This is a genomic window from Paraburkholderia xenovorans LB400, assembly GCF_000013645.1.
GTDB lineage: Bacteria > Pseudomonadota > Gammaproteobacteria > Burkholderiales > Burkholderiaceae > Paraburkholderia > Paraburkholderia xenovorans.
Map to the genome: position 1 here is coordinate 4,617,964 of NC_007951.1, position 21,743 is coordinate 4,639,706.

Annotated in this window: 23 protein-coding genes; 9 read left to right on the forward strand and 14 right to left on the reverse strand. The window is 61.9% G+C overall.

The window, feature by feature from the left end; genetic code table 11:
* Positions 1–211: 211 nt before the first annotated feature.
* From BXE_RS45945 to BXE_RS20815, 4 genes are all read left to right on the forward strand, one after another.
* Positions 212–544: a hypothetical protein gene (locus tag BXE_RS45945; protein ID WP_148222968.1), complete on the forward strand. Its 333-nt coding sequence runs from the start codon at positions 212–214 to the stop codon at positions 542–544.
* Between the two features lie 155 nt (positions 545–699).
* Positions 700–990 carry a DUF4031 domain-containing protein gene (locus BXE_RS44455; protein WP_233518855.1) on the forward strand — a complete coding sequence of 97 codons (291 nt, stop codon included), beginning with the start codon at positions 700–702 and terminating at the stop codon, positions 988–990.
* On the forward strand, positions 983–2,128 hold the full coding sequence (locus BXE_RS20810; RefSeq protein ID WP_233518759.1) for a thymidylate synthase: 1,146 nt from the start codon (positions 983–985) through the stop codon (positions 2,126–2,128). Before BXE_RS44455 ends, BXE_RS20810 begins: the two co-directional genes overlap by 8 nt.
* Positions 2,129–2,163: 35 nt before the next feature.
* Entirely contained in the window at positions 2,164–3,105 is a 942-nt protein-coding gene (locus BXE_RS20815) for a hypothetical protein (protein WP_011490144.1), read from the forward strand.
* On the opposite strand, the gene BXE_RS20820 is transcribed toward BXE_RS20815, so the two are convergent.
* The 9 genes from BXE_RS20820 to BXE_RS20860 form a co-directional block, all read right to left on the reverse strand.
* Positions 3,102–4,202, reverse strand: coding sequence for an ImmA/IrrE family metallo-endopeptidase (locus BXE_RS20820; RefSeq protein WP_148222969.1), 1,101 nt, complete (start codon positions 4,200–4,202; stop codon positions 3,102–3,104). The genes BXE_RS20815 and BXE_RS20820 overlap by 4 nt on opposite strands.
* Positions 4,192–4,527 carry a hypothetical protein gene (locus tag BXE_RS20825; protein WP_011490146.1) on the reverse strand — a complete coding sequence of 112 codons (336 nt, stop codon included), beginning with the start codon at positions 4,525–4,527 and terminating at the stop codon, positions 4,192–4,194. Before BXE_RS20825 ends, BXE_RS20820 begins: the two co-directional genes overlap by 11 nt.
* A gap of 367 nt (positions 4,528–4,894) precedes the next feature.
* Positions 4,895–5,239 carry a helix-turn-helix domain-containing protein gene (locus BXE_RS20830; RefSeq protein WP_038457209.1) on the reverse strand — a complete coding sequence of 115 codons (345 nt, stop codon included), beginning with the start codon at positions 5,237–5,239 and terminating at the stop codon, positions 4,895–4,897.
* Positions 5,240–5,374: 135 nt separating this feature from the next.
* Complete coding sequence (locus BXE_RS20835) at positions 5,375–6,091, reverse strand: hypothetical protein (protein WP_011490148.1); 717 nt, start codon at positions 6,089–6,091, stop codon at positions 5,375–5,377.
* A 438-nt stretch (positions 6,092–6,529) separates the two neighbouring features.
* Positions 6,530–8,347: a glutamine--fructose-6-phosphate transaminase (isomerizing) gene (glmS, locus tag BXE_RS20840; RefSeq protein WP_011490149.1), complete on the reverse strand. Its 1,818-nt coding sequence runs from the start codon at positions 8,345–8,347 to the stop codon at positions 6,530–6,532.
* A gap of 67 nt (positions 8,348–8,414) precedes the next feature.
* Entirely contained in the window at positions 8,415–9,776 is a 1,362-nt protein-coding gene (gene glmU / locus BXE_RS20845) for a bifunctional UDP-N-acetylglucosamine diphosphorylase/glucosamine-1-phosphate N-acetyltransferase GlmU (RefSeq protein WP_038457206.1), read from the reverse strand.
* Between the two features lie 125 nt (positions 9,777–9,901).
* The gene (ttcA, locus tag BXE_RS20850) at positions 9,902–10,912 is read right to left on the reverse strand and encodes a tRNA 2-thiocytidine(32) synthetase TtcA (RefSeq protein ID WP_011490151.1); all 1,011 of its coding nucleotides are present in this window, start codon (positions 10,910–10,912) and stop codon (positions 9,902–9,904) included.
* A 3-nt stretch (positions 10,913–10,915) separates the two neighbouring features.
* Positions 10,916–11,311 (reverse strand): dihydroneopterin aldolase, encoded by a 396-nt coding sequence (locus tag BXE_RS20855; protein ID WP_007179890.1) that lies wholly within the window; start codon positions 11,309–11,311, stop codon positions 10,916–10,918.
* 88 nt (positions 11,312–11,399) lie between these two features.
* Positions 11,400–12,218, reverse strand: a complete 819-nt coding sequence (locus BXE_RS20860; RefSeq protein ID WP_011490152.1) for an SDR family oxidoreductase — start codon at positions 12,216–12,218, stop codon at positions 11,400–11,402.
* Between the two features lie 13 nt (positions 12,219–12,231).
* Between BXE_RS20860 and BXE_RS20865 the strand changes: the two genes are divergently transcribed.
* Together BXE_RS20865 and BXE_RS20870 are read left to right on the forward strand one after the other, a co-directional pair.
* Positions 12,232–13,422, forward strand: coding sequence for a class I SAM-dependent methyltransferase (locus BXE_RS20865; protein WP_011490153.1), 1,191 nt, complete (start codon positions 12,232–12,234; stop codon positions 13,420–13,422).
* A 22-nt stretch (positions 13,423–13,444) separates the two neighbouring features.
* Positions 13,445–13,639 carry a DUF2905 domain-containing protein gene (locus tag BXE_RS20870; RefSeq protein WP_011490154.1) on the forward strand — a complete coding sequence of 65 codons (195 nt, stop codon included), beginning with the start codon at positions 13,445–13,447 and terminating at the stop codon, positions 13,637–13,639.
* Positions 13,640–13,712: 73 nt separating this feature from the next.
* On the opposite strand, the gene BXE_RS20875 is transcribed toward BXE_RS20870, so the two are convergent.
* The 4 genes from BXE_RS20875 to BXE_RS20890 all read right to left on the reverse strand — a co-directional run bounded on the left by BXE_RS20875 (position 13,713) and on the right by BXE_RS20890 (position 18,628).
* Positions 13,713–14,945: a multifunctional CCA addition/repair protein gene (locus BXE_RS20875; protein ID WP_011490155.1), complete on the reverse strand. Its 1,233-nt coding sequence runs from the start codon at positions 14,943–14,945 to the stop codon at positions 13,713–13,715.
* Positions 14,942–15,595, reverse strand: coding sequence for a glutathione S-transferase family protein (locus tag BXE_RS20880; protein WP_011490156.1), 654 nt, complete (start codon positions 15,593–15,595; stop codon positions 14,942–14,944). Before BXE_RS20880 ends, BXE_RS20875 begins: the two co-directional genes overlap by 4 nt.
* 29 nt (positions 15,596–15,624) lie before the next feature.
* Positions 15,625–16,578: a complex I NDUFA9 subunit family protein gene (locus BXE_RS20885; RefSeq protein ID WP_011490157.1), complete on the reverse strand. Its 954-nt coding sequence runs from the start codon at positions 16,576–16,578 to the stop codon at positions 15,625–15,627.
* A gap of 82 nt (positions 16,579–16,660) precedes the next feature.
* A complete protein-coding gene (locus tag BXE_RS20890) occupies positions 16,661–18,628 on the reverse strand; it encodes a lytic transglycosylase domain-containing protein (protein ID WP_011490158.1) in 1,968 nt (655 codons plus the stop codon).
* 77 nt (positions 18,629–18,705) lie between these two features.
* Here BXE_RS20890 and BXE_RS20895 point away from each other — a divergent pair, with 77 nt between their 5' ends.
* A complete protein-coding gene (locus tag BXE_RS20895; protein WP_011490159.1) occupies positions 18,706–19,248 on the forward strand; it encodes a 5-formyltetrahydrofolate cyclo-ligase in 543 nt (180 codons plus the stop codon).
* A gap of 65 nt (positions 19,249–19,313) precedes the next feature.
* On the opposite strand, the gene BXE_RS20900 is transcribed toward BXE_RS20895, so the two are convergent.
* Positions 19,314–19,826: a winged helix DNA-binding protein gene (locus tag BXE_RS20900; protein ID WP_007179899.1), complete on the reverse strand. Its 513-nt coding sequence runs from the start codon at positions 19,824–19,826 to the stop codon at positions 19,314–19,316.
* A 207-nt stretch (positions 19,827–20,033) separates the two neighbouring features.
* On the opposite strand from BXE_RS20900, the gene pxpB reads away from it, so the two are divergent.
* A complete protein-coding gene (gene pxpB / locus BXE_RS20905) occupies positions 20,034–20,687 on the forward strand; it encodes a 5-oxoprolinase subunit PxpB (protein WP_007179900.1) in 654 nt (217 codons plus the stop codon).
* Positions 20,684–21,736: a biotin-dependent carboxyltransferase family protein gene (locus BXE_RS20910; RefSeq protein ID WP_011490160.1), complete on the forward strand. Its 1,053-nt coding sequence runs from the start codon at positions 20,684–20,686 to the stop codon at positions 21,734–21,736. The genes pxpB and BXE_RS20910 overlap by 4 nt, the downstream gene beginning before the upstream one ends.
* Positions 21,737–21,743 lie beyond the last annotated feature (7 nt).

Consider the following 21,743-nt stretch of genomic DNA (forward strand, 5'->3'; position numbering starts at 1 on the left):
TGAGATGCGGTGCGGTAATTTCAACTGGTCGAACGAAATAAATCGGAAGTTTTTACAATATGAGAGAAAATGTCATATTGTGATATTTGCGTTACAGATGTCGCCCGTCGTTGCGGCCTTTCTGTTGGTCAAAGCGCGGTCGGCGCGCCGCGCTACAGTGCAGAGTGATGCACCGGCGAATAGCGAAGTCGCGGATAGAGGGAGGACGGCGGTGGAAATTATTGTCGAGACGTATGTGCCGCATGGTGAAGCGTCGTCGGCGGAATTACGGGTGCGGCCGCTACCCGGGCAGGGACTCGACCCGCGCCTGAACGTCGCGTGCAGTCGCTCTATGCGGAAGCAATATCCAATCGGCTCCTTGCTCCGACTGACCGTCAAGATTACTTATCGTGAAGGCACACCATACCTTCATGCTTCTAATGCGTCGCCGGTAGAGCGTGTGAGCATCGACGAAGCAAAGCGATTCATTTCGGTCATGTTCGGCCCAAGGCCGACCGAAACGTCCTCTGATGAACACAACAACGATGGAACGAGCGACCTATGAAGGCTACGTGCTTTGGGAACGCGCAACTGAACAACAGGAGGAAATCCAGAAAAGAGGCGACGAATGGGCCGCCCGTGAGCGGATTTTATGAAGTATCATCGCTTTGCGTGAATGTAAAAGTAAAATTTTCTTGAGAGGCTGGTTTGGCGGTCTACGTGGATAACGCTCGAATTGCGTGGCGTGGACGCCAGTGGTGTCATTTGGTTGCCGATTCGCTCGACGAACTACACCGATTCGCGAAATCTCTAGGGTTAAAGCGCGGCTGGTTCCAGGCAAAAGCGTCATTACCGCATTACGACATTACTGTTGAAGTCAGAGACCTCGCGCTGAGTCGAGGGGCGGTGCAGGCTGACCGACGGATGCTCGTATTGCGTGGCCGCCAACTGAAATTTGAACTTCAAGAATCGCTCTTAAAGGCAGACTCTCAGCTTCGGCTGTTTGACTGATATTCAGGTTTTCGTCGTCTCAACTTTTGCGGTTCCGCCAGCGATAGGCCACGCCGGGCGCGCCGTCTTTGCCATGTATCTGACTGCAGAAACAATCGACGACCTGCTCCGGAAAGTCTATGGTCGCCTGCTGCGAAAGCGCGGCTCTGACGACATCAACCCGACAAAAGGTCCGGCAACCGAGATTAATGGCGCGCTGCTAGTTCTGAAAAAACCACGTGCGCGTCTCAGTCAAAGTGAAAAGAAGAACACCTTGTTTAGCTGCCTGGGTGAATTTCTTTGGTATCTCGCCGGCAGCGATAAACTCGATTTCATCCAATACTATATTAGCCGGTACAAGGACTTTTCCGACGACGGGAAGACCGTTTTTGGCGCTTACGGACCTCGCCTGTTCGGGCCGACAAGCGGCACCGACCAAGTTCAGAACGTCATACAGACACTCCGTGCAAATCAACACTCGCGGCGAGCCGTCATCCAGCTGTTCCACGGAGATGACCTCGCCGCGAACCTCGTGAAGCGGCGCGAAGACCTGCCCTGTACTTGCACGCTGCAGTTCTTCATTCGCAACTATCAGCTCAACGCGATGGTGACGATGCGTTCGAACGATGCCTTCATGGGGCTGCCGCACGATATTTTCGCCTTCACGATGCTGCAAGAGCTCATCGCGCGGTCCTTGGGGGTGGAGGTTGGACAGTACAAGCACGCTGTCGGTAGCCTGCACCTTTATGCCAACAACACGCAAGCAGTCAACGACTACCTTGCCGAAGGCTTCCAGGAAAGCGTTTCCATGCCTCCGATGCCGGCTGGGGACCCGTGGCCGGCGGTCGAGAGACTGTTGAAGGCAGAGAACACTATCAGGCAAGGAAAGCAGCCGAATTTGAACGGGCTGGACCCTTACTGGGCGGACCTTGTGAGACTTCTGCAGGTGTTCCGCTACTCGCGCAACGGCGCACGCCGGGCGAAGCGGGACAAAGTCGAAGACATCAAGAATCAGATGACGACGAACGTCTACGACGTCCACATCCTGAAGCGCCAACTCCGCGCTCCAGTAGCAGCACAACCGGAAGAACAACTGCTGTTCGATACCGCAGAACTCGACGCCCAACAACCGGCGAGCAGTGACTCGAATCAGCGGTAGGCAAGTACACGTATCCAGACTAAGGACCGCAGCGCATGACAAAGAATCCACTGCTCGCGAACCCGGAACTCGCGAAAGAGCTGGACAAGAAGCTCAGAGACTATCGCGTCAACGGAAAAGCCCTTGCCGGGATTCCGTCCGCGGCCGAGCGCGAAGCGTTGGTCGCGCAAATGGTAGATAGCGTCGCACGCATCGAATTCGTAAAGAGAATCGCAGAGCGCCCTATCTCACCGAAGCGGCTCGACCCGAAGGAGGTCAAGATGTTTGACCCCCTGCGGGCCGCGATTCAGCACATGCGCGACGGCAACGTCGATGAAGCGTTCTGGCTAGTGTTTCTGTTCGTTCACTGCGGCAAGCACGCCACGAAAGGCTATGGGCTACTTCGAATGGTCTATGGTGCGTTCCAGGATAAGTTCGTCTGGACATGGCAACGTTTCAACCAAAACCCCAACTTTTCAGTGTGGTTGGGGCAGCACATCGACGCCATCAAACAACAGCGTCGAGAGTTCCCATTCGGCAACCATCGGAAATACGAGAGTCTCGACCAACTCGATGCCGTGCTGACCAGCTACGTTGACTGGATTGCGTCAAACAACTCACACGAGCAGTTCATCGCGGCGGCGAAGGCGCAGGTCGGAGACGACCCTAAAGTCCTGTTCGACCACCTGTATAAAAGCATGGATGCAGTGCAGCGTTTTGGCCGGACCGCCAAGTTCGATTTTCTGACAATGGTAGGGAAAATCGGATTGGTAGACATTGAGCCGCCGTCCGCGTACATGGTGCACGCGACAGGTCCTGTTCGTGGGGCGCGCCTACTCTTCACCGGTACGGTAGACAACAATTCCATTTCAAAGCGGAAGCTCGACGAGCTATCGTTCGACCTGGATAACACCTTGGGAGTGGGTATGCAGGTGATTGAGGATTCGCTCTGCAACTGGCAAAAGAAACCTGCGGAATACTTGCAGTTTCGCGGTTAATCGCCGTTCCACTTGTACCGATTTTTTAGGCTGTTGTAGTTCCGCTGACTGACAAGTCCACGGAACTGCATTTGCCCAACGATGATGCCGTACGACACCCCAGCGTCGCGCGCGAGCCGCATGATGCCCTTGAGCGACCTCGAAGCAGCAGGTAAACGCGCCTGAAGTCCTGGCGGAATAAGTTGCTCCGTCGCGAACTTATTTGCCTCATCCTCTTGAGGAGACATTGGGCCGTCCGAAGTCTCGAGAATCAGCAAATCGGCGTCCCAATGTAGGACTAAATGCCCGGCCTCGTGGAAGAAGGAAAACCAAAACTGGTCATCGCTCAGATAGCGGACAGACAAAAGCAACACGGCCTTATCAGGCCCACCGAAAAAGGTGGCGCCACTCGCCCGGCATCCCTTAGGCGCTTTCACGACAACAACAGCTACTCCCGCTTCAGCACAAATACGCTGAAGCTTCGGCAAAAATTCCGACGGGTTAGGTATGGTCGTGAGCGCGCGGATTTGAGACAACTGCTCCGCGAATAGAGAGGGGTTCCACGGTTTGCATTTAATCTTATCAGCCTCCAGCTCGCCAAGACGAAGCCACGCCGCAGTAGCCACCTCGTCTTCAGCAAAGGTCTCGCTGGTACGAAAAGCTGCCGCGCCTTTCACATCTGAATACGTGCGCAGCCATGCATCCAGATTTGGCACATCAAAGAAAGCAAGGCAACGTCGGAGCTTTTCTCGTTTGTCATTGGTCGGCTCAACCCAACCAAGCTCTTGCATCTGCTTCAGAGGAAGGCTTTTCAACCAAGCCTGGTAATCGTCATTATCTGGGTCGACGCCATCGGTCAGTTGGGCGAGCTGCTCCCGATATTGCTCCTCTCTGCATAACCAGAAACCAGCCGATGCTCCAAGCTCTGCCTCCAGACGCTCGGCAATTTGCACCGTGAGCGCGCGTCTTCCCTCGAGGAGGCTTCCGAAATCGTCATCGGACATATCGACCGAACGCGCCAAGTGCGTCGATGCAACGCCCCGCGACTTCATCAAATCGCTGATGGTTCGCCCTGGCGGAATCGCCCACATGGGCGCGAATTCTGCTTCAGCTCTCATTGGCATGCTCGATAGATAAGATTTTCATGCGGGTCACTTGCCCCCAGTCCAACGCTCCCGGGTGACCAGGAGGAGGACGATTGTTGGCCTCCGCAACCAGACAGTAACCGCCGTCGATTGGAATGGCAATCCGGTCATGCGCCGTCCTGTCGAATTTGCCGAATCCCCATTCGACAAACTTGAGCGGGGAATCGGCTGCGCGCAGGTCGGCTAGCCGGCGATGAATCGCCGGTCCTGCGACTTCCCCGTACTTGAGCTTCGCCGAGCGCGGGCTCTCGCAGACCTTGCGGAGATTCTCGTTTTTGAACGCCAGTTTTATGGGCATCGTATGAACTATGCCGGCGGCCGAGAAGCTGGCCCGCCTACGTACGCCTTTACGGAGCGCGTCATCGCTTCTTTAGGGATTGCGCAGAACTCTGCGGACTGCTCGCCACAAAGCAGACTGTTCTGCAGCACGCTTCAATCGCCAGATTTTATCAACAACGGAGGAAAGAACTACGTGCCTTGATGTCTCTTCATTGCCAAGTATCGCCCAGCTTGCTGTCGAAACGTCGAAGCGATTGGGACCGCAACGAGAAGTCGGGCCGTATGGTAAGCGCAGCATGGCCGGCTCCGAAACCTGATTCCGACGCTGCGGCACTCGAGGGAGTGCCGCCGACCGGTTCACATGCGCAGCAGCCCTACGAGGTCCTTCAAAGTGCGAGCCTCATCTGCAGGCTGGACGCGTCGCGGGGCATCGTCGAGAACGTGGTGATTGCGGCGCCCTCTATGTTGCCTATGAGGGTATACAGGCCAACGGCGTGCGGCCGCCCGCACTCGGACAACTGGTGCACGTAAGAGGTGTTAATACGGTATCCCTCCTTGCGCAGCTCAACAATCCGCGCTCGCGGGTCGACGATGTCGAGAAACCGCATCGCCTCGAGCGTCGTTACCCCTCCGCGAACCCTCATTGCCTCAAGCAGGCGTGCACGCTGGTGCGCGGCGGTGTTATCCGGCCAGTTGTCGATGATGGGGCTGAAGGACAGGAAATTGTGCATTCGAAGCAGTAGTAGTTGAGACAATGCGTATTGTTCGCCTCCCGCCTCGAAACACCGCTACCGAAATACCCCGCAATTTGACCGGAAAATCATCCGGCCGAAATAGGGCAGATTTTGACGCCTATTTCGGCCGCCTCATTCCTGTGGAAAGTCCGGCTCTATTTCGGCTTCATGGCGAAGCATGTGCATGAAATTGACGGCCGAGATTGATGTGGTCTCGTCCGGAATACGCTTCGCGAGCGCCAGCATCATTTCAAATATCTCGCTGGTCGTCTGCGGCTCCCGAGTCTGAGGGGGCGCCTTCGGCGGGATGCTGGCGCGGTTCAGCAGCAAGTGCGCAGCGTTTTCGCTTTCAGCAACTTGGCGGCGGTTCTTCTCGGCGTGCCGTTTGATGGCGTCCCGCTCGTCGTCGGTCAATATTTTCCGGACAGTACGGTCGTCCGTGTCTTCCCATACCCGAGCAGCGACCGTGGCAATGAACCTGCCCGGAAAGTCGTCGCACATTCCGTAGAGCGCGCGAGCAAGATGCAATATGAAGATGCGCCGCTCGCTGAATGCCGGACGCCCCGCCGACCGACGTTCGACCGTCGATGCAGCGTCCCGAAGGTTCTTCAACGGACCGCGAAAGCTCTTCTCCAATTCCGACGGCACCCAAGACGAGCTTTCAGCCGAAAGCTCGGACTCAAAGGCGGCAGCTTTCTTCATCAGCCCGCGAACTGCAGCAGTTGTGGGCAGTGGCTCGGAAGGCTCGCGTTCGAAGCAGGCCACGTACGCGTGCGCGATTTGGGAAACTGCAGCCACCTTCAGCACAGTTCCTTTGCCGAAGACGGACTGCTTGAAAAAGCTCCGCACGCTGGGATAGGCCAGAAAGCCCTTGAATCAGTCAGAGTCCGCGCGCGCGGCTTGGTCCAGACGCAAGAAGTAACAAGCTTCGCTATAGGTCTCGGCCAGCCTCTCGTTCGTTTCCAAAATGGTCATGTGATTGGCTGTTTTGGCTTCGAATTCGATGTGGAACTAATTATGGATGCGCGTTCGAGGCTGCTTTCATTCGAACGGGAGCGCACACCATAACCTTTCAATTCAATGACACTCAGGCACGAAAAAATGGATTTTTCGAGAGGGTGGGACTCAGTCATCGAATTGCAACAAGCGACAGGCAAACGAAGAAGCCTTTCGGCCTTATCCACAAAGGCTGAGCGAGGGGTTGAGCCCCCCTCGCAAAAAGCTTCCGACCACTACTTCCGGAAGCTTTCTATTTGGGCGGGACAGCATGGTGGCGTTAAGCCCCCCTCACTCCACCGTCACAGACTTCGCCAGATTCCGCGGCTTATCCACATCCGTACCGCGCGCACACGCCGTGTGATACGCCAGCAACTGCAGCGGCACCACATGCAAGATCGGCGACAACAGGCCGTAATGCTCCGGCATCCGGATCACATGCAAACCTTCGTCGTTGACGATCTTCGTATCCGCGTCGGCGAACACATACAGCTGACCGCCGCGCGCGCGCACTTCCTGAATATTCGACTTCAGCTTTTCCAGCAGCGCGTCGTTCGGCGCCACCGTCACCACCGGCATGGCTTCGGTCACGAGCGCGAGCGGCCCATGCTTCAACTCGCCGGCCGGATAAGCCTCGGCGTGGATATACGAGATCTCCTTGAGCTTGAGCGCGCCCTCGAGTGCGATCGGATAATGCAAGCCGCGCCCGAGAAACAGCGCATGCTCCTTGCGCGAAAACTCTTCCGACCACGCAATGATCTGCGGCTCCAGCGCCAGCACGCTATTCAATGCCGCCGGCAAGTGACGCAGTTGCTTCAGATACTCCCCTTCCTGCTCTTCGCTCACACGCCCGCGCAACTTGCCCAGCGTTGCCGCCAACACGAACAGCCCAACCAGCTGCGTCGTGAACGCCTTGGTCGATGCCACACCGATCTCGCGGCCCGCGTGCGTCAGGAACGCCAGCTCGGTCTGGCGCACCATCGCGCTCGTACCGACGTTGCAGATTGCCAGCGTATGCTTGTGACCGAGCTCCTGTGCATGCTTGAGCGCCGCCAGCGTGTCCGCCGTTTCGCCCGATTGGGAGATCACGACGACCAGCGACTTCGGATTCGGCACCGACTCGCGGTAACGATACTCGCTGGCAATTTCCACCTGCGTGGGAATCTTCGCGATCGATTCGAGCCAGTATTTCGCGGTCAGCCCCGAGTAATAGCTCGTGCCGCACGCCAGAATCAGCAGGCTGTCGATCTCCGCGAACACCTTGCCCGCGCCCTCGCCGAATAACGACGGGTCGAACGAATCCGCTTGCGGAATCGTGTCCGTGATCGCGCGCGGCTGTTCGAAGATTTCCTTCTGCATGAAGTGACGATACGGGCCGAGTTCGACCGCGCCGCCATACGCCGCCACCTGGCGCACTTCGCGCTGCGCCTCGTAGCCGTCGCGATCGGCGATGCGCACGCCCTCGAGCGTCAGTTCGCAGACGTCGCCTTCTTCGAGGAAGATGAACCGTTCGGTGCTGCCCGCGAGCGCCAACGCGTCCGAGGCAAGGAAGTTCTCGCCCTCGCCGAGCCCGACCACCAGCGGCGAACCCTGCCGCGCGCCGACCACCGTATGCGGCTGGTCTTTATGCAACACGGCGATCGCATACGCGCCGTGCAGTTGCCCGACCGCTTCGCGCACCGCCGCGAACAGATCGCCGTGATACAGGCTGTGAATCAGATGCGCGATAACCTCTGTGTCGGTCTGCGAAACAAACGTGTAACCCTTGCCGCGCAGCATGTCGCGCAGCGTCTCGTAGTTCTCGATGATGCCGTTGTGTACCAACGCGAGTGCGTCTTTCGAGAAGATCGGGTGGGCGTTGTCCGTGACCGGCGCGCCGTGCGTGGCCCAGCGCGTATGCGCGATACCCGTGATGCCTTCAAGATGGCTCTCGCGCACCTGCTCGTCGAGATCGGCCACACGCGCGACGCTGCGCGCACGGCGCGGACCGTCGCTGCCGAGCACGGCCACGCCGCACGAATCGTAGCCGCGATACTCGAGGCGACGCAGTCCTTCGATCAGGACGGGGACGATATTACGTTGCGCTACCGCGCCGACAATGCCACACATGGATCATTCCTTTTTCAGTGCTAGTGCCGGGTTTCAAGGAGCGCGCCTCGGGCGCGCGTCGTACCCATCAGCTCTTCTTTTTGGTCGGGCGCACGTAGCCCGTTCTGCTAGTTTGCGTCTTGTCGTTCAGGACCAGTGCATCAGCTTCGACGTCCTTCCAGACCGTGGTGCCCGCCGCGATCGTGGCGCCGCGCTTCACACGCACCGGCGCGACCAGTTGCGTGTCCGAACCGACGAACACGTCGTCTTCGATAATCGTGCGGAATTTGTTCGCGCCATCGTAATTGCAGGTGATGGTGCCCGCGCCGATGTTCACCCGCGCGCCGATATCCGCGTCGCCGATATACGTGAGGTGATTCGCCTTCGAACCGTGACCGAGCACCGCGTTCTTCACCTCGACGAAGTTGCCGACATGCGACTCGTCGTGCAGCGAAGCACCGGGGCGCAAGCGCGCATACGGTCCGAGCACGACATTCGCGCCGACCTCGGCGCCTTCGATATGGGTGAACGCGTCGACGCGCGTACCGGCGCCGATGTTCGCATTGCGGATCACGCAGTTCGGCCCGACGGTGACGTTGTCGGCCAGCGTGACACGGCCTTCGAATACGCAGTTCACGTCGATCGAGACATCGCGGCCGCATTCGAGCGTGCCGCGCACGTCCAGACGCGCCGGATCGGCGAGTGTCACGCCCGCGACCAGCAACGCGTCAGCCACGTTGCGCTGATGAATCCGCTCCAGTTCGGCAAGCTGCTGCTTGCTGTTCACGCCGAGCGTTTCCCATTCGTGGTCCGGTTGCGTGGTGACGACTTCGAGGCCAGCCTCGATCGCCATTTCCACCGCGTCGGTCAGATAGAACTCGCCTTGCGCATTGTCGTTCTTCAGCGCGGCGAGCCAGTCGCCCAGACGTTCGGTCGGCGCGACGATGATGCCGGTGTTGATCTCGGCGATCGCGAGCTGCTCGGGCGTAGCGTCTTTCTGCTCGACGATGCGCGCCACCTTGCCATGCGCATCGCGCACGATGCGCCCGTAACCGCTCGGATCAGCCAGCGTGACGGTGAGCACGCCGTAGCCGCCCTGCCCCGCGCGATCGGTCAACGCCTGCAGCGTGCCGGCACGCGTAAGCGGCACGTCGCCGTAAAGCACCAGCGTGGGCGCGGACGGATCGAGCAGCGGCAACGCCTGCTGCACCGCGTGGCCCGTGCCGAGCTGCTGCTCCTGCACGGCGAACTGCACGTCCGGCGCCGCCACGGCTTTGCGCACGGCTTCGGCGCCGTGGCCGATCACTACCACGAGATGCGTGGGCTTGAGCGTGCGAGCCGTGTCGATGACGTGAGCGAGGAGCGGCCGACCGGCCAGGGGATGCAGCACTTTGGGAAGCGCGGACCGCATGCGCTTGCCGGTGCCTGCCGCCAAAATCACAATGTTCATGGCACCGCAAATAGACGAGTTTGGAGCCGACGATTCTAACACGCACCCTCTAGCAGAAAAGGCCGCTTGAGCGGCCTCGTTGCAAACTGGAATGCGCGGAGACGCCCGTGCCACGGGCGTTTTGGTCAAAGATCGTCAAACTGGACGATTGCAATCGATTTCGCTCCGTCAAGCGTCGTGCTATTACCGCTGTCGGTCGAACACGGCTCTTCGTCGAATGCAATATCGCCTTGCGGATCGGCCTCGCCGGTCGCCCGCAGGCCAGCGAATGGAAACAGCTTGTGATCCATCAAATGCGAGGGCACGACATTCGCCAACGCATTGAACATATTTTCAATGCGGCCCGGGAAGCGTTTCTCCCAGTCGCGGACCAGTGCCTTCATTTCCGCGCGCTTGAGATTCGGCTGGCTGCCGCACAGGTTGCACGGAATGATCGGGAATTCGCGCAGCTCGGCGTACTTCTCCAGATCGGTTTCCTTCACGTAGGCAAGCGGGCGGATCACGATATTCTTGCCGTCGTCGGATTGCAGCTTGGGCGGCATGCCCTTCAGCTTGCCGCCGTAGAACATGTTCAGCAGCAGCGTTTGCAGAATGTCGTCGCGATGATGGCCGAGCGCGATCTTGGTCGCGCCCAGTTCACCCGCCACGCGGTACAGAATGCCGCGCCGCAGCCGCGAGCACAGCGAGCAGGTGGTCTTGCCTTCCGGCACCAGCCGCTTGACGATGCTGTACGTATCCTGATTCTCGATGTGAAACGGAATGTCGAGCTGCTTCAGGTACTCGGGCAGCACGTGCTCGGGAAAGCCCGGCTGCTTCTGGTCGAGATTGACGGCGACGATGTCGAAGTTGATCGGCGCGCGCTCGCGCAGCCGCATCAGGATTTCGAGCATCGCATAGCTGTCCTTGCCGCCGGACAGGCAGACCATCACCTTGTCGCCGTCCTCGATCATGTTGAAGTCGACGATCGCCTCGCCGACCTGGCGCGCGAGCCGCTTGAACAGCTTGTTGTTCTCGTACGCTTCCTTCTGTTCGCGGCGCGTGAGCGGCGATCTGGCGCGCGCGTGGACTGGCGTCGCCTCGCCTGTACCGGCGGGCGCGGCGGCAGTGGCGCCGTTCAGGATTTCCGGAGCATTCATGGCTCAATCCTCCTTGATACGGAAGACCTCGACGCCCACCGCGTCGCAGTCGGGATAAACGTCCGGCTTTTCCGTCGACACACGCGCCGCCCGCACTTGCGGATGTTCGAGCATGGTCTTGACGAGATCGTCGCAGAGCGTTTCCTGCAGGTGGATATGGCCTTGCTCGACGCGGCGCGAGATGGTGGAGCGCATGAAGTCGTAGTCGACCACTTCGTTCAGCTTGTCGTGGACCGGCGTGGACAGCGCGAGCGGCACGAACAGTTCGACGTTGATCACGACGCGCTGTTCGCCGCGCTTTTCGAAGTCGTGCACGCCAATGTTGATGTGCACTTCGTAATTGCGCAGAAAAAGCCGGCGGCAATCGGCGAGCCGGGGATGCGAAAGAGCGGCAAACATGTTCGTTCCAGTCGAAAAAAGCGTGCGGAGCACGCAAAGGGGCGCGTCAAACGACGGCGGCCGCCAGCGTGGCGGCTGGCCGCACGCTTTAAGCGCCCGTCAAAAACATAACGTCGCGCGGCAGCGGCACGAGGTGCTGCCCGCCGTCGACCACCAGCGTCGTTCCGGTCACGCCCGCTGCGTCCGCGAGATACAGCGCGGCGGCGACAATATCCTCGGCCCGCGACGCGCGGCCCAAAGGCGTAGTACGGTGAGCGGCTTCAAAACCCTCCGGCGTCTGATCGCCGGATTGCATCGTCAAACCGGGCGCGAGCCCGACCACGCGCACTTTCGGCGCCAGCGCCTGGGCGAGCGCAACCGTGGCTGTCTGCAACGCCGCCTTGGTGAGCGTGTACGACAGGTAGTCCGGGTTCATGTTGTACAGCTTCTGGTCCAGCACGTTGATCACCACGCTGCGCAGGCTTTCGTCGGTGCGCGCGGCCTCCGGCGTCAACTCGTACAGGCCGCGCGCCAGCACCAGCGGCGCGCCGAGATTCATCGCGGTCAGCTTCAGCAGCAGCTCGTAACCGACGGTGCACGCCGTGTCCTCCTCGAAGCGCGACGCATTGTTGACGATACACGACGGCAGGCCCAAGGCCTCGATACACGCCGGCAAAAGCCGTTGGACTTGCGCCTCGTCGGCCAATTCGGCGTGCAGCGCGACCGCCCGGCGACCCAGAGCGGTGATTTCAGCGACCAGTTCGTCGGCTTGCGCCCCCGAGGCGCCGTAATGAACGGCCACGTCCCAGCCACGCGCGGCAAAACCGAGCGCGAGCGAGCGCCCGATACGGCGGGCGGCGCCGGTAATCAGCACGACACGCGGCGTGTCAGGCGCGCGGGCGGCGGCGGTGTCCAGAGAGGCGGTCATTTACAATGCGGGGATGAATCCGAAAGCTCACCAACCCGACAGTTTACCTGCTCCCGGCCCGAGCGCGCTGGCGCAGTCCGAAGCGCTGGTCGCGCAGATCCGTGCGGAGCTCGAAGCCGCCGGCGGCTGGCTGCCGTTTGACCGCTACATGGAACGTGCGCTGTATGCGCCGGGGCTGGGTTATTACAGCGGCGGCGCCCGCAAATTCGGTCTGCGCGGCGACGACGGCAGCGACTTCGTCACCGCGCCGGAACTGTCGCCGCTGTTCGCCGCGACGCTGGCGCGCCCGATTGCGGAAGCCTTGCAGGCGAGCGGCACGCGCAACGTGATGGAATTCGGTGCCGGCACCGGCAAACTCGCGGCCGGCCTGCTGCATGCGCTCGACGCGTCGGGTGCGGAATTCGACAGCTACTCGATCGTGGATCTGTCAGGCGAACTCCGCGAGCGCCAAAGCGAGACGATCGGAGCCGCGGTGCCGGCGCTCGCCGCCAAAGTGCGCTGGCTGGACGCGTTGCCGGAGCGGTTCGAAGGTGTGGTGATCGGCAACGAGGTGCTGGACGCCATGCCAGTGCGGCTGTTTGCTTTCACCGGCGGCGCCTGGCACGAGCGCGGCGTGGTATGGCGCGACGAGGCGTTCGCGTTCGACGGCCAGCCCGTGTCCGCCGCGGCGGACCTCGCGCTGCTGTCGGAAATCGAAACAGCCGGCGAAGACTACGTGACGGAGACGCACGAAGCCGCCCGCGCATTTACGCGCACCATCTGCACGATGCTCGTACGCGGCGCGGCCTTTTTCATCGATTACGGTTTTCCGCGTCACGAGTATTACCACGCGCAGCGCGCGCAAGGCACGTTGATGTGCCATTACCGGCACCGTGCGCACGTCGATCCGTTCCTCTACCCCGGCTTGCAGGACATCACCGCACACGTTGAATTCACCGGCATCGCCGAAGCCGGCGTCGAGACGGGCGCGGATCTGCTGGGCTTTACGTCGCAAGCGCGGTTTCTGCTCAATGCGGGAATCACCGAGGCGCTGGCCGAGATCGATCCCGCGGACCCCAAACAGTATCTGCCCGCGGCGAATGCGGTGCAGAAGCTGTTGTCGGAAGCGGAGATGGGTGAACTGTTCAAGGTGATTGCCTTCTCGCGCGGCCTGGACGACACGCTGCAAGCGTTCACGAGCGGCGACCGGTCGCATACGCTGTGAATTTCCGCATCAGGAACCGACGATGATCCGCTGGCTGTTGACTACGTTTATCGCCGTGGCGGTGTTGTCGTCGTGCTGGCCGTGGCTCAGAAAAATCGGCATCGGCCGCATGCCGGGCGACGTAACCTTGCGCCTCTTTGGGCGCGAGTACCCGTTTCCGTTCATGTCGACGCTGGTGTTGTCGATGGTGTTGTCGCTTGTGGCCAGACTGCTCTAGGTTCGGCTGCCTTTGGCGGCGGCGGCAATGGCGTGGACTCCACGCTCGCCGCCGCTCCCGCAACCTGAAGGTCTTAGCCGAGCACTGCTTCGACAGCCCGGACCCGCTCCTGATGCACGGCGTCCTTGATGCCGGCCGGCGCGTCGGCGAGCCGTTTGGCCACGGCGCCGGCGTCCACGCCGCGCGCCGCGACGAGCGCCACCCTCAACCGCTCGGCCTGCGGATAGTCCCGCATCTCGAACCCCAGCCGCCCACGCGCGTCGGCTTCACAAGCCTGCAAGGCTTCAGCAAAGCGCGCAGGTTTGCGGATCGCATCGCAGCGCTCGATCAGCCTCACCAGCGCAGCAGCACCCATTTCCATCACGCGATGAATGTTGCCGTGCTCGCGCGCAACCAGCAGCGCGAGATCGCGGCAATCATTCGGCACCCGGAGCCGCTCGCATAGGGGCTTCAGCAGATCCACGCTGCGCCCTTCGTGGCCGATATGCCGCGGCAGCACGTCTTCGGGTGTGGTCGCCTTGCCGAGGTCATGCGTCAGCGCCGCAAACCGGACCGGCAATGTATAACCCTGCTGCGCGGCATGATCGACCACCATCATCACGTGCACGCCGGTGTCCACTTCGGGGTGATAGTCGGCGCGCTGCGGCACGCCGAACAGCGCGTCGATTTCCGGCAGAATCCGCGCCAGCGCACCGCACTCGCGCAGCACGCCGAACATGCGCGACGGCTTCCTTTCCATCAGACCACGCGACACTTCCTGCCACACGCGTTCGGCCACCAGCGCGTCCACTTCGCCGTCGGCCACCATCTTGCGCATGAGCGCCAGTGTCTCCGGCGCGACGGTGAAGTCCACAAAACGGGCCGCAAACCGGGCGATCCGTAAAATCCGCACGGGGTCTTCGAGAAACGCGTCACTGACGTGGCGAAACAGGCGCGCCTGCAAATCACCCTGGCCGTTGAACGGGTCGATCACCGGGCCGGTCAACTCGCCGTCCGGACGCACTTCGCGCGCCATGGCGTTGATGGTCAGATCGCGGCGCGCGAGGTCTTCTTCCAGCGTGACATCCGGCGCATAGAAAAACTGGAAACCGTGATAGCCGGCCGCCGTCTTGCGCTCAGTGCGGGCGAGCGCGTACTCCTCATGAGTCTGCGGATGCAGGAACACCGGAAAATCCTTGCCCACCGGACGGTAGCCTTGCGCCACCATCTGCTCCGGCGTGGCGCCGACAACCACGTAATCACGATCCTGCACCGGTACGCCCAGTAACTCGTCGCGGATCGCGCCGCCTACTGCATAGATGTTCATGGGCATACGTCTTGATAAGCGATCGCATACGTTTCGCTCAGCGCGTCGTCGATCCACGCTTGCACCGCCGGCAGTTCCGTCACGCGCTGCACGTAAGCTCCAGACACGTCCGAGAGCGCCGGCTGCCAGGTCCGGAAGCGCATCACGACCGGCGCGTACATCGCATCGGCAATGCTGAATTCGCCGAACAGAAACGGGCCGCCATAAGTGTCCAGACAGTCGCGCCAGATCGCCTCGATCCGCGCGATGTCCGCCAGCGCGCCTGGCGTGGCGTTCTTGCCGGGGAACGACGCGCGAATGTTCATCCACATGTTCGAGCGCAACGCGCCGAAACCCGAGTGCATTTCCGCGCTCACACTGCGCGCGTGGCTACGCGCCGCCGCATCGCGCGGCCACAGCGCATGTTGAGGGAAACGCTCAGCCAGTGTTTCGGCAATCGCCAGCGAATCCCACGTGGGTTGACCGTCGTCGCCGATCAGACACGGGATCTTGCCCGGACCCGACGGCGCGAGCGCGAGCACTTTCGAATTGGTGTCCGGCTGATTCAGATGGATCAGCACCTCCTCGAACGGAATGTCGAAATGTTTGAACAGCAGCCACGGACGCATCGACCATGACGAGTAATTCTTGTCGCCTATAAGCAGCTTCATGCTTTGAATAAGAAATGAGAAGAAAAAAATCAGCGCCCCGCACTCGCGCGAAACGTATCGAAACGCGAACGTGTCGACGCGCCGGTCAGATAGATCGGCGCGATCGTTTCGATGCTGGCCGGCTCGATGCCGAGTTCAGGCGCAAGCGGTCCGCTCAGCACGTTGTCGACTTTCATCGAATCGAGATTGTCGCGCGAGATCACCGGCTCGCCGGGCGCCATTTCGAAAGTCAACGCCTGCAGGCGTGCGAACGCCTCCGGCAAACGGATGATGCGCGCATGCTTGCCGATCACGTCGCCGCAATACTTGACGAGATCTTCGAGCGCATAGACCGTCGGACCGCCCAGTTCATAGGTGCGGCCGCCGGCGGCATCGAGATCGAGCACGTTGACGATCGCCTTCGCCACATCGCCCACATACACCGGCTGGAATTTCGCATCCGGCATGGCGAGCGGAATCACCGGAAACATCCGTTGCAGGAATGCGAACTTGTTGAGGAATTGATCTTCCGGGCCGAACACCACCGACGGCCGGAAAATCGTCCATGCGAGATTGGCCGCGTGCACGGCCTTCTCGCCGTCGCCCTTCGAGCGCGTATACATGCTCGGGCCGTTCGGGTCGGCACCCAGCGCGCTGACATGCAGCAGCCGGTGCACGCCCTTGCCTTCGCACGCGGCCACGATTTTCGTCGGCAACTCCACGTGCATTCGCGCGAACTCCGGACCATATGGCGTGCCGCGTTTGCCGTGCAGCGTGGCCACGAGATTGATCACGCAATCGGCGCCCTCGACAAAGCGCGCGAGTTGAACCGGATCGAACACGTCCGCTTCGATCACGTCGATGGGCAGGAGGGTGAGATGGCGGGCGTTGTAGCGCCGCCGGGTGGCGATGCGCACATCTTTGCCCGCTTCGACGAGGGCATTGACGAGATGGCTGCCGATAAAACCGGAACCGCCGATGATCGCAATGGCTTTGTGTCGCATTTTCGACTCCCTGGTGGAAGCCGCGGCAACGGCTGGCGTGGCGCGCCGCCGCCCGGAACGGGACGGCGGCGGCACGGCGCGCTTACGGTGCGATGTAACCCAGACGCGCCTTCAGCGATTGCGGACGGCCTTCGAACAATGCCGCGTAATAGACCGTGTTGGACAACACATTCTTAACGTAGTCGCGCGTTTCCTGGAACGGAATCGCCTCGGCGAAGATCGCGCCTTCCACCGGACGCTGCAAGGATTGCCGCCAGCTGCGCGGACGGCCGGGCCCTGCGTTATAGCCCGCGGTGGCCAGCACGGCGGACCCGTCGAACTGATTGTAGATCATCGACAGATAGTTCGTGCCGAGCAGGATGTTGGTGTTGATGTCGTTCATCTGTTCGCGCGAGATTGGACCCAGGCCGATTTTCTTGGCGACCAGTTGCGCGGTGCCCGGCATCAACTGCATCAAACCGCTCGCGCCGACCTCGGAGCGCGCATTCATGATGAAGCGCGACTCCTGGCGAATCAGGCCATAGGCCCATTCCACGTCGAGCCCGTTCGACTGCGAATCGCGCTCGACGATATCCTTGAACGGCGACAGATAACGCAGCGAGAAATCGTGCTCGGTCTTCGTGCGATCCGCCGTGTTGACAGTGCGGTCATACAGCTGGATACGGCGTGCGTATTCGGCGGCGGCGAGCAGTTGCCGGTCGCTCATGTTGCGCAGCGGCCAGTTCCATTCGCGATTGCCTTCGAGCCGCAGATTCAGCGCATAGAAGCGCTGCGCCAGATCGAAGCCGGGCGTATTGCCGGCCTGTTGCACTTCGGCGTCGCTCACCGTGGTTTTCGGCGGGACCGTGATCTTCTGGCCCAGTTCTTCCGCGGCCAGTTGGCCGTAGAAGTTGTAGCCCCGCGAAATCGATTCGAATTCCTGGGTGGCGGTGGTCGTTTCGCCGGCCTGCTTGAGCGCGCGAGCGTGCCAATACACCCACGACGGCTGATTGCGCAGCGCCGCCGGCATCTGTTCGATCGACCAGCGCACCATCGTCCAGTCGCCCGCGAGCAAGGCGGTGCGGGTGCGCCATTCATACGCGGGATTCGACAGCGGCGCGTTCACCGACAGGCGATACCAGTCCACCGCGCCCGGCATCTGCCTGGCCGCTGCCTGATACGCAATCGTGCCCCAGCCGATGGCGCGCTCCGGCGAACTCAGCGACGGCGCCACCGAGGCGAACGTGGCCGCGGCCATAGCCGGGTCGTTGCGCGCCATGCGCGTGATGGCCAGCAACGCGAGTTGATGCGACTGCGTATCCGGTCCGACGCCACGCGCGAGCAGCAACGGCGGCGTGGTGGTGGCCTGATTGAACAGCACCGGGTCGGGCGGCTGGTTGCTGAGCGCGTCGACGAGCTTCGCGCCCGTGTTGGTGTAGTTCTGTTCGTAGGCGAGGCGGATCTGTTGCCACACGTCGGCGGAGCTGAACTGCTGGTTGATGGCGAGCGCGTTGATCAGATCCACGCAGCCGTCGCCGTACCATTTCGGATCGACGAGCAGCGCGCGAGCCGCGTCGGCCACGTTCTCGCCGCGCGAGGCGCGCGATTCGAGCGCGTAGCACTTCACCTGCGTGTCGTCGTTCAGCACGAAACGGGCGTATTGCTGATCGAAATTGCGCCAGTCATGACGAGCGCCGAGCACCGTGAGGTAGTCGTTGCGCAGGCGGTCGGCGATCGCCTGGCCGTCGTACTTCTGCAGGAAGCTCAGCACCGGTGCGTCCGGCGCGTCGACCCGCGCGTGCCCGCCGGAATCGAACAGTTGCGGCTTGATCTGGAAGTACTCCAGATACGAAGGCGCCGGATAGCTCGGGATCATGCTGGCCAACTGCGCGGCGCGCGCCGCGTCGTTACTGCGGGCGGCCTCGCGCAGTTGAACGAAGATCTGGTCGTCGTTCGTGAGTTGCGAAAGAGGAAGGGGCTTGACGGCGGAGGCCGTGCTGCACGCGACGAGCGCCGCGGCGGCAAGCGCCAGACCGGCCGCGCGATATACTCGGTAAAGGCGTTTTGACATCGTTGTTTCTGGAGCGCGAATTGAACCCAAGCATAGCATGCAACCCTGCCGCGGAATCGAAAAAGGCGCTGCGTAAAATGCTATTGGAAGCAAGGCTGCAAGCGGCTTCCGAGCCCGCGCGCAACACCGCGCTCGCACGGCACCTGCTCGATGCGTTGAAGCAGTACGGCGTGAACAGCGTGGGATTCTACTGGCCGCTCGCCGGCGAATTCGACGCCCGCGCCGCGATCTCGATCTGGCTTGCGGCGAACACGCAGCGTGAAGCGAGTTTGCCGGTGGTCAAGGAGCGCGGCGTGCCGCTCGAATTTCATGCGTGGGCGCCCGATACGCCGATGAAGATCGGTCATCACAGGATCACCGTGCCGGCTTCCGGGCGGATCGTGATTCCCGAACTGCTGTTCGTGCCGTGCGTCGGTTTCGACGCCAACGGCTACCGGCTCGGTTACGGCGGTGGCTATTACGATCGCACGCTGGCAGCGTGGCCGGGCGCGACAAAGCCCATCACCGTGGGTATCGCGTACGAAGCGTGCCGCACGCCCGCATTGGAGCGCGAAGCCCACGACATTCCGCTCGACCTGATCGTCACCGAGGCGGCGCTTTATCCGCGCCCGGTGGATTAAACGTTGGGTGAGCGCGGCACAAGCGGCCGCCCCGCCGCCGCGCAAACCGCGCAAACCGCGCTGCGTTATAACGACGCGGCCGCCCGCGCGGCCGTGTCGTAGAGACCGGACGCGTTGCGCATCAGTTGCGCCGCTTCGCCGATCTGCTCGTTGGTCAGGCCGCTTTCCTTGAGCGTCGAAATCAGACAGCTCTCGCGCACCTCGCGATATTTCAGACAGAGTTCGCGGCCGGCCTCGGTCGCGGAGAAGAACACTTCCTTGCCGGTCTTTTCGCTTTTTACATACCCTCTAGCTACGAGCTTCTTCAACGCGTACGTGGCGACGTGCGTGTCTTCGATGTTCAGCACGAAGCAGATGTCCGCCAGCTTCTTGCGGCGCTCGCGGTGGCTGACGTGATGCAGCAGCGAGACCTCGATGGCGGTCATGTCCTTGTCGCCGGCCGCCGACATGCAGCGCACCATCCATCGGTTGAATGCGTTGCCTGCCATGATGAGCGCGTACTCGAGTTCTGACAGTTCCGCGCTGGTCTCGGACACGAGATGTTCCGAGGAGACGATCTTGGTGGGATGGCGCGACATGGCGAGGATTCTCGAGAGGCAATTGGGGAAGGTGTCGGGAGTGTACGACGAGCGCCCGATCCAGGGGAGCCTGGCAAAAACGCTTATTGATAAATTGTTGATATTTTATTGATAATGTACGCTTCAATCGTCGCCTGCCCGATGCCGATAACCGGTCAAAGGGTGCGCCGTGCCCGAATCCTCCCACTCGACCTGGGCTGTTAACCCATGAGCCAACCAAGAATCTTTCCGCTCGGCGATACCGCGCTAGTCTGCGAAGCGCCGCCGCCCGCCACGCTGGAATGCCAGCGTCGGGTGTGGGCGGCCGCCGAAGCCGCGCGCGAATGGCCGCATGTGCTGGAAGTGGTGCCGGGCATGAACAACCTCACCCTCGTTTTCGACCCGCTCGAAGCCGACCGCGACGCCCTGGTGAGTCACCTGCAGGCGGCCTGGAATGCGGTGAGCGACGCGCCCGCGCCAGGCCGCGAAGTCGAGATTCCGGTGCAGTACGGCGGCGAGTTCGGCCCTGATCTGCACGAGGTCGCCAATCACACGGGCTTGAGCGTGCGCGAGGTCGTCGAACGTCATTCGAAGGGCGACTACGTGGTGTTCTTCCTCGGCTTCCAGCCGGGCTTCGCCTATATGGGCGGACTCGAAGCCGCGCTGCACACGCCGCGCCGCGCGTCGCCGCGGCTCGAAGTGCCGGCCGGATCCGTCGGCATCGGCGGCGAGCAGACCGGCATCTATCCGGCCACCTCGCCCGGCGGCTGGCAGTTGATCGGCCGCACCGAGTTGCCGCTGTTCGACCCGGCGCGCCGGCCGCCCACGCTGCTGCAGCCGGGCGACCTGGTGCGCTTCACCATCGCGGGGATACACGCATGATCGATGTGATTCGCGCGGGTCTGCTGACCACCATTCAGGATCTCGGCCGCCACGGCTATCGGCATCTGGGGGTCGCAATGGGCGGCGCGCTCGATCGTCTGTCGCTCGAAGTGGGCAACCGGCTGGTCGGCAACCGCCCCGATGCGGCGGGACTCGAAATCACCTTCGGTCCGACCGTGCTGCGCTTTCTACGCGCCACGCGGGTGGCGATCACCGGCACCGAATTCGGCGCGACGCTCGACGGCAAGCCGGTCTACTCGTGGTGGAGCCTGCCGGTACAGGCGGGCCAGGAACTGGTGCTGAACGCAGCCAAACGCGGCATGCGCGGTTATGTGTGCGTGGCGGGCGGCGTCGACGTCCTGCCGATGCTCGGCTCGCGCAGCACCGATCTCGCCGGCCATTTCGGCGGACTCGGCGGCCGCGCGCTGCGCGACGGCGACCGTTTGCCGGTCGGCGCGCCGCCGCAACGCGGCCATGCCGGCTTTGCGCCCGAGGCGCCGGAGTTCGGCGTGAAGGCGCCCGCCTGGTGCAAGTTCGTGCTGGTTCACGAGCCGCTGCGGCGTGGCCGCCATCCGTCGGGCGTGCCGTGGGCGGTGCCGATCCGTGTGCTGCGCGGACCGGAATACGAGAGCTTCACCGACGAAGCCCACGAATCGTTCTGGTCCGACGAATGGCTCGTCACGCCGAACAGCAACCGCATGGGCTACCGCCTTGCGGGCGCCGGTCTCAAACGCACCCGCAAAACCGATCTGCTGTCGCACGCGGTCTTGCCCGGCACGATTCAGGTGCCGCCGAACGGCCAGCCGATCGTGCTGATGAGCGACGCGCAGACCACCGGCGGCTACCCGAAGATCGGCGCGGTGATCCAGGCCGACCTCTGGAAGCTCGCGCAGGTGCGCCTGAACGCATCCGTCCGCTTTATCCCGACGACGCTCTACGAGGCGCGCCAGGCTCTACTCGAAGAACGCACGTATTTGCGGCAGATCGACGCTGCGATCGCGATGCATGAAGAACGCTGCGCGCGCCAGTCGGCCGTCGCGGCGCTGTGATACTGAG